Origin of the sequence: Paenibacillus campi (genome assembly GCF_034659835.1) — a bacterium.
Classification (GTDB): Bacteria; Bacillota; Bacilli; order Paenibacillales; family Paenibacillaceae; genus Saccharibacillus; species Saccharibacillus campi.
In genome coordinates, this window is the sequence record NZ_JAXSQZ010000001.1 from 1,086,891 (window position 1) to 1,098,951 (window position 12,061).

The 12,061-nt window shown below is 44.8% G+C and carries 10 protein-coding genes; 8 read left to right on the plus strand and 2 right to left on the minus strand.

Annotated elements, in window-relative coordinates; all coding sequences use genetic code 11:
- The first annotated feature begins 12 nt into the window (after positions 1-12).
- Positions 13-474: a hypothetical protein gene (locus U1I11_RS04380; RefSeq protein WP_322904115.1), complete on the plus strand. Its 462-nt coding sequence runs from the start codon at positions 13-15 to the stop codon at positions 472-474.
- Between the two features lie 220 nt (positions 475-694).
- Complete coding sequence (locus tag U1I11_RS04385; protein ID WP_322904116.1) at positions 695-820, plus strand: hypothetical protein; 126 nt, start codon at positions 695-697, stop codon at positions 818-820.
- 6 nt (positions 821-826) lie between these two features.
- On the opposite strand, the gene U1I11_RS04390 is transcribed toward U1I11_RS04385, so the two are convergent.
- A complete protein-coding gene (locus tag U1I11_RS04390) occupies positions 827-1,318 on the minus strand; it encodes a CYTH domain-containing protein (RefSeq protein WP_322904118.1) in 492 nt (163 codons plus the stop codon).
- A 232-nt stretch (positions 1,319-1,550) separates the two neighbouring features.
- Here U1I11_RS04390 and U1I11_RS04395 point away from each other — a divergent pair, with 232 nt between their 5' ends.
- The 6 genes from U1I11_RS04395 (at position 1,551) to U1I11_RS04420 (ending at position 10,591) form a co-directional block, all read left to right on the plus strand.
- Entirely contained in the window at positions 1,551-2,012 is a 462-nt protein-coding gene (locus U1I11_RS04395; RefSeq protein WP_322904120.1) for a DIP1984 family protein, read from the plus strand.
- A 437-nt stretch (positions 2,013-2,449) separates the two neighbouring features.
- Positions 2,450-3,022: a nitroreductase family protein gene (locus tag U1I11_RS04400; RefSeq protein ID WP_322904122.1), complete on the plus strand. Its 573-nt coding sequence runs from the start codon at positions 2,450-2,452 to the stop codon at positions 3,020-3,022.
- Positions 3,023-3,093: 71 nt separating this feature from the next.
- Entirely contained in the window at positions 3,094-3,423 is a 330-nt protein-coding gene (locus U1I11_RS04405; RefSeq protein WP_322904124.1) for a hypothetical protein, read from the plus strand.
- Positions 3,424-4,348: 925 nt separating this feature from the next.
- On the plus strand, positions 4,349-5,707 hold the full coding sequence (rlmD, locus tag U1I11_RS04410; RefSeq protein ID WP_322904509.1) for a 23S rRNA (uracil(1939)-C(5))-methyltransferase RlmD: 1,359 nt from the start codon (positions 4,349-4,351) through the stop codon (positions 5,705-5,707).
- Positions 5,708-6,725: 1,018 nt separating this feature from the next.
- A complete protein-coding gene (locus U1I11_RS04415; RefSeq protein ID WP_322904125.1) occupies positions 6,726-8,801 on the plus strand; it encodes a methyl-accepting chemotaxis protein in 2,076 nt (691 codons plus the stop codon).
- A 17-nt stretch (positions 8,802-8,818) separates the two neighbouring features.
- Positions 8,819-10,591: a hypothetical protein gene (locus U1I11_RS04420; protein ID WP_322904127.1), complete on the plus strand. Its 1,773-nt coding sequence runs from the start codon at positions 8,819-8,821 to the stop codon at positions 10,589-10,591.
- A gap of 412 nt (positions 10,592-11,003) precedes the next feature.
- On the opposite strand, the gene U1I11_RS04425 is transcribed toward U1I11_RS04420, so the two are convergent.
- Positions 11,004-11,927, minus strand: coding sequence for a GNAT family N-acetyltransferase (locus tag U1I11_RS04425; protein ID WP_322904128.1), 924 nt, complete (start codon positions 11,925-11,927; stop codon positions 11,004-11,006).
- Positions 11,928-12,061: the final 134 nt, after the last annotated feature.

Consider the following 12,061-nt stretch of genomic DNA (forward strand, 5'->3'; position numbering starts at 1 on the left):
GGAGGGTATTTGATGTCTACACAACCACCATTTGAACTACCAGATGATTCGGCTGCTCACGATCACGATGCCGAACCATTACTCGCACCCGACCCTTCTGAATCGTTGCGGCTTGAACTGGAAGGGGAAGAAGGTTCTTTTTTACTTAAGCTGCGTGTTGATCTGTATTGGGAGCCTGATCATGCAACAGCTTTATTAACACGGATGTATTCGTACATTCATTCTACCGTTGGTTCAAAGCTGCTTAATCGCAAAGTCGCTGGCGATATGTGGCTGGTAATCCATTTTATCCGTAATTGGTCATCTCATGAGGCGTTCCGGCATGCCAATCCGTATCCGGATGAATATTATAATGAAGTGTATGAGCTGTTGTTCATACTCGGGGATTGGTATTTTACCGGAGAATGCCCGTTTACGCATCCTGAATCGGTGATGGAGGAGATTCGTAGTTTACAGCAATTTAATATTGGATAAGTGGTGGAAAGTTGTTTGAACATTGATCGCAGGGATGCGATTGTATGAAGCATGCATTTGCGTTTATTTGATACAATTGCTGTCACGTTGCTACTAGGTAAAATAAAGTTGAGTTTGCTTAACACCATCATACACCTATGTGTGCATAATGATTGCACTCTTTTTCCATCATGCAAGCTACCGTACACATTAGCCTAGATAAGCTGCCGGATCAGCATCTATGTTTCAATACACAAACGATACGCCAAAATGTAACGCGCTGCTGTCAAGCACGCGTATGATTTTGGCGCATCGTTTTACCGTAGCAACAGAACCGGTATACGATCCAATTACCGGCAAAGCATAAATATCATTACCCGCGCTGTGCCTGTTGCTGGATATCGTGCCATAGTTGACTGTTCACATATTGTCCTTGTTCAGTCACATCTTCACCAAACCATGCCGGAGCTTGATACGCATAATATTCATCTTCGCTCTCAAACTCGATCTCGATCGTGATTAACCCTTGTTGTACTGTATTATGATAAATATCCAGATCATAGCTATGTCCGTCCATTTGTACTTTATGACGAGTCTTGCGGAGCGGAATGACGTGCAAACGCTCGGTCAGTTGCTCATACAGCTCGCGCCCGATCTGAAACTCGGTCTCATCGCGTGCAATACCGCGTCCGGCTTTGTGGGTCATCGTGAAGCTTTCTGCTCCATTGCTCAGCAAGCGGCGTACACGTAATGATTCATGATCGGTTGAAGCGAGATACGTTTGGTCAATTTCTTGTGTACGGGTGATGACCAGATCGTCCGGTAGATGGGAAAGAAGATATTTGCGTTCGATTTCTTTGGCCATAATGGATAAATCCTCCTGCATAATGGGATAGGATGAAGCGGTATATACGTCTATAGCGCTGTTTGATGGATACTTGCTTGCATTCATATGAACGGCGCTCAGCAGCCCAATCGGTTAAGCTCATTTGCAATACGAAACCAATTATCTTTATAATACTATACATATGGAAGCTTTGCAGAAAGTAACCGATTGAGCTGACCTAACCGACTACATATATTGACGAGGTGATAGGATGAGACTGGCAGAAGCGTTAATTTTGCGTGCGGATGTGCAGAAACGGTATAACCAAGTTAAAGCGAGATTAAATGCGAGTGCAAAAGTGCAGGAAGGCGAGCAACCGCCAGAACAACCGGAAGCGCTGTTGCACGAATTGGAGCAACTGCTTAAGGAGCAAGGCATGCTTGTGCGCCGTATTAACCGCACTAATGCGGAGACGGTTTTTGATGAACAGCGCACAATTGCGGATGCCTTGGCAGATCGTGACTTGTTAGCACAGCATCGCAATGCGCTCACCGAGCTCATTCAGGCAGCAAGTGTACGACAAGATCGTTTTACACGTACCGAGATTCGTTATATGTCTACGGTCGATATTGCTGCTTTGCAGCGTCAAGCAGATCAGTTGGCGCGCGATTATCGCGCACTGGATATTCGGCTTCAGGAAATGAACTGGAGCACTGATCTAGTGGAGGAATGACGTCAAACGATAACTAAAATCATTTTAGCAACTGTTTTAGCGACTGTATGTATATTTAATTCATGTCACAAAATTCAGTCAGTAACTACCGATCTCTCTGTCAGCAGGTAATGATCCTATGAAGCGAGCACAAACCGCCAACTGGTTAAGTTGGACTGTCGGTAAGGATAAGGGGCTATCCTGGGGTTCGATTCCCCATGTACAATTGTGCCTTGTAAAGTGACAAACGTACAAATTACACATACTACTTACTACCATGTGTTGGTCATATGATCATGAGGGCGGGTTTGGGGTTTGACAGAGCGTGTAGAGGTAGCAGCTATCGTTTTGGTTGACAGCTAGTTTCACCATTGTCATGTCGGCATTAGAGTTTTGACGGCAGGTAGTGTACAATACATAATAAGCACTATTGAGAACGATTATCAGGAGGTTGAAACATGTCCATATCCGAAACGATTCGTAACCGCCGTTCGATCGGCAAAGTTAAACCTGATCCGATTTCGCGTGAGCAGATTGAGCAGATTTTGGAAGCCGGGATTTGGGCGCCGAATCATCGCTTGACCGAGCCGTGGAAATTTTTTGTGTTGGAAGGTGAAGGGCGCTATAAACTGGGCGATGCGCTCGCCAATGTGGCGCGTGCCGAAGGTGCAGACGAAGATAAAGCGGCTTCCGCGCGCAGCAAAGTAGATCGAGCACCGGTCATTATTGCGGTCGCTGTCGAGCCAGCAGACAATGCTAAAGTGATCGAGTTGGAGGAATATGGTGCCGTATTCGCGGCAATTCAGAATATGTTGCTGGAAATTCATGAGCTTGGATTAGGCGCGGTATGGAGAAGCGGTGACCCTTGTTATCATCCAGAAATGAACAAAGCATTTGGACTAAGCGAAAAAGGAAAGATGCTCGGTTTTATTTATCTCGGCGTACCAGAGCGTACCGATCAGACTAGTAAACGCACTCCATTTGCACAAAAAACGGAATGGATTACCGAGTATACGGACACAACGAATTAAAGCTTGATGCAACATCAATTCGCTCCACACTTTTGACTACAGCCATACAGACAATGCACACAGGAGGTAAAATGATGAAACTCCATTTACCCGTCTGTCCATGCTGCCAACATGTTTTTACATGGCATGAAGCTCAGCTGCTGCGCAAAGAGAGCGCTCGCTATGCAGGCTATTGTCCTATCTGTCATGCAAGTTTGTATCCGACTGCACGTTCGCGTTCGCTCGTTGCTGGGCTGTCGATTGTTGTAGGGATGATCGTATTTTCCGTATGGTTGTGGAGTGGAGACGTCTCGGTAGCAGGTTTGTTAGTCGCTGTCGCGGTGCAGATGCTGCTCGATTATACACTAAGGCCGTTGTTGTATTCGTATCAGTCGTATGACGAGCCTTTATTTAAGCTATAATCGTAGTACGTTAAATCGGTCGATGTGAATCAATTTTATTCGAAGCAGTGTGTGCAAATGGTTATACAAACCGTTCGAGGCAGTCGTTTGCATCTGAACTATGCTGGACATACTGTGCCGCTCATTTGAAACAGGTTTCTTTTGACAGCTGAAATGATAAAGTTAACGGTTTGAAGAACCGTCTAATCAAGTAGTTAATACAGAGCAGTATACTGCACAGACAGCTAACGTCTGCGGCAGATGCTGCTCTTTTTGATATCAACATTAGTTTGTGAACGTTAGTTGTGGAGTACAGAGATATATGAAATTATCAAACGCACAATTAGATCATTGTTCAACACCTGCGCCTTTTCCGTTAAAACACGGTTAACCCAGCACGCAGTTTATGGTAAGATGGGACACGACCACAAATCAAGGAAAACGGAGATTATACATCATGACACATAAATCCGGCTCCAATTCAGGGAGCTTTCAACCGAATCGCAAACCGCGTACCGAAGCAGCATCGTCACATGCGGGACGCCCATCTGCATCTCGTTCGCGTTCCAATCCAGCGTCGACTACACGTTCCGCCAAAGGTAATAGCCCGTCGGCAGCGTATCCGAATCATTCATCCCAATCGCCTAAACGCACATCATCGCCTACAAATAACAAAAGTGACCAAGCCTCAACCTCAGCAGCTTCTGTCAAACGCTCGCATACGGATAAACAAACGAGTCCATCAGCCGATCGATCAGGTAAGCCAGCTAACAACAAATTTCGTTCCGAGTCTACGCAGCCGCCGCGGAATCACCCGGCAACAGGCAAAAAAGACAGCCCAACGAATAAGCGCACAGACAAACGCAAAGCAAATCCATCTCCATCCCATCCTGCTGCCCGTTCCGCAAACGTTACAGCCGGACGCGACCATGCCGAACAACTACAGATCGGTGATCCGATCATCGTTACGATCAAACGTCTAGGCATTAACGGGGAAGGTGTCGGCTACTACCGTCGCAAAGCGGTCTTTATCGATGGCGCATTACCAGGTGAAGTCATTAAAGCGAATGTAACCGAAGTACAGCACAAATTTATTAAAGCGACGATACGCGAACTTGAAAAAAAATCCCCACAGCGTATCGAACCGCCTTGCCCTGTATTTGACGTATGCGGTGGCTGCCAAATTCAGCATCTATCGTATGAAGGACAATTACAAGCGAAAACCGATATCGTACGCGAAGCATTCGGACGCTATACCGAGCTGGAAGCTGTGAAAATCAAGCCGATGCTTGGGATGGAGCAGCCGTGGGCATATCGCAACAAAGCGCAATTGCAACTGGATCGCGACAGCAGCGGTGCGGTGATTGCAGGGCTATATGAAATAAACAGCCATCATATCGTCGATATTAGCGGCTGCCCGATTCAGCACCCCGCAATAAACAACACGATCGAAATCGTCAAATCGGTGCTGCAACAACTAAATATCCCGCTCTATACCGACAAAGAAGCGCGCGATGGCGTCAAAACGGTCGTTGTACGCTATGGTTTCCAGTCTACTGAATTGCAAATTACGCTAATTACTACATCAAGTCAATTGCCGCGTCAAGAAGAACTGATCGAGCGTCTGCGCACCGCCTTGCCGGAATTGTCCGGTATTGCGATGAATATTAACACAAAGCGCACATCGCTTATTTTCGGTGAGCATACGACTACATTATGGGGCAAAGAAGCGATGGTTGAGTCGCTGGGCGATCTGGAATTTGCGCTATCTCCAAGAGCATTTTTTCAGCTAAATCCACAGCAGACGATTAAGTTATACGAATCCGTCCGCGCTGCGGCTGCGTTGACAGGTAAAGAAACCGTTATCGATGCCTATTGCGGCACCGGTACGATCGGCTTATGGCTCGCCCCGTACGCCAAAGAAGTGCACGGCATTGAAGCGATCGCTGAAGCCGCCGCAGACGCAACCCGCAATGCCGCACGTAACGGTCGCAGCAACGCTACATTCCATGTCGGCAAAGCTGAAGAACTGCTGCCACGCTGGGTCAAAAAAGGCATGAACCCAGACGTGATTATCGCTGATCCGCCACGTACTGGACTAGAGCAGGAGTTTTTGAAAACAGTGCTGAAAACGAAGCCGGAGCGCGTGGTGTATGTATCATGTAATCCGTCGACATTGGCGAAAGATTGCAAGGTGCTACTAGATGGTGGATATGAAATTCAGTGGGTGCAGCCAGTGGATATGTTCCCGCAGACGAGTCATGTAGAATGCGTATTATTGATGGTACGAAAAGAGCAGGCATAATCGTTAAAGTATGAACATACGCCTACTATATTCTAAAAAAAAAATTTTTTAACAAACCAAACATACCCCGATTTCAAAACTGGGGTATGTTTATTGTATTGTTATAAATTCACAACAAACGTTCTAATCGCTAGTTTCTACAATTTGAAGTAGGTCTTACTTTTGTTAGGGGAAATTTGTGACGAAAACCGCTATTGAATAATGATTCCTCCTCCTATATAATTAGCAATCATAATCAATAACTTACTTAATTAAATTTAAGCAGTATATAATCATTAAATCTTGCATATGTCTGAAAACTGAATATTGTGGTCACAGTTGAGAAACACGAATGGAGCGCAAACAGGGGCTAAGGCGGTACGCCATAAACGATGAACAGTAGGATGACATGAAGTATTATTTCTACCCTACAGAACGGGACGTCCGTCAAAGCTAACTGAACGAACCCTGTTTAACGCTTTTGTATGGAGTGCTCGAAGCGGTTCTGACTAGCTTGATTTGCCGCAAAACGTTATAGTTCATTGACAACGGTATACACGCTTCTGCAAGTGACGGGATAGCGGACTGCTTGTTGCGATCTTCTAAGCCTTCCAGATTGCATTTCACTTTGAGAACTTGAGTATGGATTCGACATCGGTCAAAGCCGGTTCGCACAGCAACAGTGCCAAAAAACGTAGACAGACATGCAGCCAAGCCGCACATCGCTATTAGCCGTAGCGGTAACACAACCAAACTTCACGCTGTCGTCGATGGATAACGAAATTATCTTTTTGTTCTTATAACAAGAAGTTGAGGCTATTTTTTCATTTCGGCGATCGAATTACAGTAGTCGCTAAATAGGACGAACAGCCCTATTTTTAGCGACAAAGCTTATGGCTCTAAAGCGATTCGGAATGGGATCACAGCTCGGCGAATTGAAAGCTGGCACAAAACGGAGCGCAGACGAATTCGAAATCGCGTCTCCATAGCTGTAGATTTCAACAAATAAGGTTATGATTTTTCACATAAGGGGATGTCTATGAAGCGGATAGGAACCAAAATAAATATGATCGTAATCGTTAGTTCTATTATTGTTATTGTGTTGATGTGTATTACCGTTGAGTTTCGCAGCAGCAAGATCATCGAATCGGAAGCCAACGATAAGATTGAACTGATTGCACAGAATCAGTCTGCCAAGCTGAGTGGAGAAATGGCGATTATGGAGAATGCGGTTCACAATTTAGCTGATAATGTAGTCTTGCAGGTAGATGCGGACAAAATACAGAATTCCTCTTATATGGAGCAGCTTATGCCGCGTATGCGAGACTTAACGATAAATTCACTCGAAAGCGTATCGGGAAATATCGATGCTTACGTTATGTTTGATCCTAATGTTACGAAGTCCGAGAAAGTGTTTCAGAGCGTTATGCTGCGGACTGAGCAGAATACGTTGCAAGATGCGGGACAGCTTATCGCAAGGAAGCAGTTCAATCCCAATGATACAACGATGGGATGGTTCTATAATCCAATCAAGGCTCGAGCCGGGGTATGGAGCGAACCCTATGAAGATCAGAATCTGAAGATTAGGCTCATTACATACTCTGCTCCTGTTTACAAGAACGATAAGATCATCGCTGTTGTAGGCATGGATATCAAATTTGAAGTGTTTGAGAAAATCGTGAATGCAGTCAAGCCGTATAACAATCAAGGCTATGCTTATTTGCTTGACAAAAATTATAAATTCCTGATCCACCCCTCTATCAAACCAGGGGAATCGTTCGCGTCTGTGATGGGGGAAGAAGGCCGCCGTTTCATGAAAACCTTTCAAAAAAAGGATTACGGTGCCGCCGAACTGAGCTATAACGGGTCCTTACAGTTCATGGGCTTCGCCAAGATGAGAAATGGCTTTATCTTTGCGGTGGCTGTTCCTAGCAATGAAGTGTTGAAAAATGTGACCGTACTGCTGTATACAATGATCTTAATCGGCTTGATCGCATTACTTCTGTCTATTCTGCTAGGCTTCATCTTGTCAAAGATGATTTCAAGGCCTATTGTAGCATTGAAGAATAGATTAGTTACGGCAGAACAGAACAATGACCTGACTTGTTTTTTTGATGTAAAAAGCAAGGACGAGGTGGGGGAGATGGCAGAGGCACTTAACAAATTTATGAACAGTATTCGTAATTCTTTCCAAGAAATCGTCCGTGAATCGCATAATGTGGAAAGTGCAGTGGTAGTTGTAAATCAATCGACTGCTGAACTGTATTCGAGCATTGAGCAGGTATCCGCTACTACGGAACAATTGTCGGCAGGTATGGAGGAAACATCATCTTCCGTAGAAGAAATTAATGCTTCTTCAGAAGGAATAGAAGCAGTTATCACGACAATGGCGCACAAAACGCGGCAAGGCGTGAAAGCTGCCGAGGAAATCAGTGCTAGAGCATCCGGCTTGAAGCATAATGCAGTCGCTTCGCAACAGGTTGCGGAAAGCGTATACACAGAAGTGAGGAACAGCTTGAATCAAGCTTTGCACCAATCGAAAGCAGTTGACCAGATTGTAGTGCTTTCGGACGCCATCTTGCAAATCTCGGCGCAAACAAACATCCTTGCACTGAACGCGTCTATAGAAGCTTCAAGAGCAGGAGAAGCGGGGCGGGGCTTTGGCGTGGTGGCAGATGAAATACGGAGGTTGGCTGAGAATTCTAAAACAACCGTAACGGAAATTCAAAGTGTAACTAAGGAAGTAGTAGCTGCTGTAGCTCATCTTTCCGGAGCTTCCCGAAAGCTCATGGAGCATATGGATACTAGTGTGAGAAAAGACTATATGGAAATGCTGGAGAATGGAGAGCAATACACTCGTGATGCGGCATATGTGGATGAGCTGATTGCCGATTTCAGCGCTACAGCGGAAGCGTTGACGGCTTCTGTTCAAGCAATTATGGAGGCGATGAACAATATGGCGCAAATGGTAGACGAGGGGGCAACAGGCACACAGAATATTTCAGACAGAACATTATCGATCGTGAACCAAATCCACGAGGTACACATGCAAATGGAAACTAGCCACAGTGCTGCCCAGACATTGAAACAAGCGGTAAATAAATTCAGAGTGTAAACTAAGGGAGGCTGCGTATGAGCACAAACTATTTTAAAGGTCATTGGAATGAGGATGGTTCTGTCGCAAGCGAAGCACCCAATTGGCTCAGAAACCGGATGGACATGAAGCGAGCTTTCCCTTCGCCATTTCAGGCTGGGCAAATTGATCCGCTGGCGATTGAAGCGGCTCTAGCTATTCGCAAATTGGATGCGCTGAAACAGTCTGCTGGAGGACCCGCTTATCTGGGGGACACTCCGTCCGTACAGCCTGATTATGATCATGTTCAACAAGCCGAACTGGCGCCTCATATGGAAAGTGTAAGCCAAGTGGTGGAGGAAGCGGTAAACCTGTTCAAAGGGCTGCCCAATTGGAACCATCCGTTAACGATGCCCAATGTCATTCCGCCTTCCAATATTGCCTCCGCTCTTGCTGCAATGTTGACAGAGGTGTTCAGTCCTAATCTTATCGAAGGCGAGTACTCATGGAATGTAGAAGTGTCCGAACTGGAAGCAGCCGTAATCGTTGCCAAGTTGATCGGATGGTATAATAAAGATCATACGCCTAAGGAAGGGATTAAGCCTGGCGGCTTGTTTACCTTCGGTGGGTCGGGTTGTTATTTGTACGGCTTGAAGTATGCGCTGACTAGAGTGCTCGGCAAAAATTGCCGCTTCGAAGGCATCCGTACCGATGCCAAGTTGCTAGTTTCCCAACAGGGGCATTATTGCAAGCTGAATTCGACAGACTGGTCCGGTCTTGGGATGAATAATATTGTCCAGATTCAAACTAACGAGAGCAATTGTATGGATTTGCACGATTTGGAAGCGCAGATGAAGCAATTGCATGAGCAACAGATACCGATTGCTTCGATTGTTTGTACGATCGGTTCAACAGATGCTTATGGAACCGACGATGTGGCAGCTGTTCGACAATTAATCGAGAAGTATCCGAATCCAGATGGATATGGAAAAACCTTTTTGTATTGCGATGCGGTAATTGGCTGGTCTTGGCTCACGTTCAATAATTATGACTTTGCAGCGAATCCGCTCGGATTTTCCACGGCGATCCTGCCTATTATTCAAAGCAATTACAATTTCGCCAAGCAGATGATTCATGCCGACGCGATTGGCTGCGATTTTCATAAAGTAGGCTGGTCTCCGTATAATTGCAGCCTTTTCATGATCCGCGACTATAAAGAATTTGTAGATTTGATGAATCGCCCTCCTTCCAAATATTTGCAGGAACGGACGTCTTATAATCCAGGGCTGTATACGTTGGAGGCGTCCCGTTCGGGAGCATACTCTATGGCGGGTTGGGCTACGCTGAAGTTTTTCGGTCACGAAGGCTTTCAGTCCATATTAGGTAGCACGCTTGAAATGGAATTTTATTTAAGAAAAAAAATGTTGGAGCTGTCCGCTATTGATCCTTCAATTTTATGTGTAAATGCTGAAGACCACGGCTTTGTTACGTTGTTCAGAGTTTATCCTAAAGGTGTCCATGCGCGAGAACAATACAATAGAGAGCTGACTGACCCACAGTATAGAGAGAAATTGATCGAAAATAATAAGTTTCAGGCGCAAATAGCGGATAAACTATGGAATTGGTTCCGGAGCGGCGAGCTGCATCATGGCTCCTATGCACCTTACATTAGCTATACCTCCGGCTTCCGTCCGACGACGTATAATAAAAATATGCAGGATGAAGAAGCAGTCATCTTCGCCCTTAAAGCTTTTCCTATGAATGTAAACATTGATGCTAAGTCTATGGATACCGTTATCGAGCAAGTATTGGCAGCTCGGGACGAACTGTAAGCTCACTAGTAAGCGGATTTCCGTGATCTGATCGGGCGAAGAAGCTCAATAATATAAATAAACAGCCGCTCCTAATCGTTGGTTGGTCAACACCTTATTTAGTACGCATTACAAAAGACATTGGTCTGCAAACTGACGTCGGTACTTTATCGGCGTCAGTTTTTTTAGTTTCCGTTGTGGTCATTGTCGGTTGTAGAAACGGATATAGGTTTCAATAGGTGCTGAAAGTATGGCAAATACATCATTCTATTAATCTTTGTATAAGCAAATGCTATGCTGAGATAGCCTTGTTTTACATTGGTAGATCAATAAGGACTCTAATAGAAAGAGCAATGGAGCATAAATATTATGTTATCCAATGCGCAAACATAGGTACGACAAAACAAGAGGAGCAATATGCCCCTCTTGTTTACTATTCCAAATTGATAAAACATCTTCTTTCTTCCTTAACAACACGAAAACCAACCGACTGATACAAACAAAGCGCCGATGCATTAGTAGTAAACACCTCTAAATTAGCCGATGGCAGCCCCTTTGCTTTCAGATCAGACAAAGCTTGCGTTAACAAATATCGAGCGAATCCACGTTTTCGCCAAGTTTCACGGACAAAAACGTCCTCAATTACGCCATCATCATCTTCCTTCCACACCATCAGCCCTGCGACGATGATGTTTTGTTGGCGTATGACCATCGATGTCCATAATTCATTTTTTTGGTATTCCGCTAATTTATTGCTGCCAAGCGGGGTATCAGGCCAAACTTCGGTTTCGAGATCAAGATAATGTTGTTGTTCTGCAACTGTTTCCATTTTCCACTGGGAGAATTGGAAACCTTCTGCAAGTTTAACCTCAATGATTGGTTCATTTAAAGCTCGTGTCATTCCGTACAAACTATTTAAGTATACATATCCTTTTTGCCTAAAAAACTCGTTATTTGCTATTTCCGTCGCATCATTGCCTACACATAGTATCGTTGCATATTCGTTTGAGAGCGTTTGCTTTAACTGCTGTGCTCTTATGAATACATGTTCATAAACGTCTTCGAGTAATGCGAAATCATTTTCTCGTTCAGTGATCGTTTTCAGGTTAAGATAGATAGAATGGCAGTTATTGTTAAGACGACCAGGAGGCACAATGTTGACAATGCTAACCTGTCCTTTAGCGATCATTTTACCATGTTCAAATGCACAATATACATTGTTCCAATTATGTTCGTCTCCGACCCACCAAAATGTTGCGTTTTCTGTAGCTGTTACGGATTGATACAACTCGCCAAGCAGTGGCATATCTTCCTCTTGAAAATTACGGATAAACCATTCTGTAGATGATAGACTCACAACAATACCCCTCTCAATAGTGGGGGAGTTCGCAGTTTGGAGGGCTAGCTATACGAGTTCCCCTTCATGAATTCGCCCTTTGTCAACATTGGATTGATCAGCACAAACGCCTCCTTTAACGGTTATTACTACGA

Excerpts from the sequence above, each read along its gene's own strand:
- U1I11_RS04380 (WP_322904115.1), top strand. The coding sequence starts at position 13 with ATGTCTACACAACCACCATTTGAACTACCAGATGATTCGGCTGCTCAC.
- U1I11_RS04385 (WP_322904116.1), top strand. The coding sequence starts at position 695 with ATGTTTCAATACACAAACGATACGCCAAAATGTAACGCGCTGCTGTCA.
- U1I11_RS04390 (WP_322904118.1), bottom strand. The coding sequence starts at position 1,318 with ATGGCCAAAGAAATCGAACGCAAATATCTTCTTTCCCATCTACCGGAC.
- U1I11_RS04395 (WP_322904120.1), top strand. The coding sequence starts at position 1,551 with ATGAGACTGGCAGAAGCGTTAATTTTGCGTGCGGATGTGCAGAAACGG.
- U1I11_RS04400 (WP_322904122.1), top strand. The coding sequence starts at position 2,450 with ATGTCCATATCCGAAACGATTCGTAACCGCCGTTCGATCGGCAAAGTT.
- U1I11_RS04405 (WP_322904124.1), top strand. The coding sequence starts at position 3,094 with ATGATGAAACTCCATTTACCCGTCTGTCCATGCTGCCAACATGTTTTT.
- U1I11_RS04415 (WP_322904125.1), top strand. The coding sequence starts at position 6,726 with ATGAAGCGGATAGGAACCAAAATAAATATGATCGTAATCGTTAGTTCT.
- U1I11_RS04420 (WP_322904127.1), top strand. The coding sequence starts at position 8,819 with ATGAGCACAAACTATTTTAAAGGTCATTGGAATGAGGATGGTTCTGTC.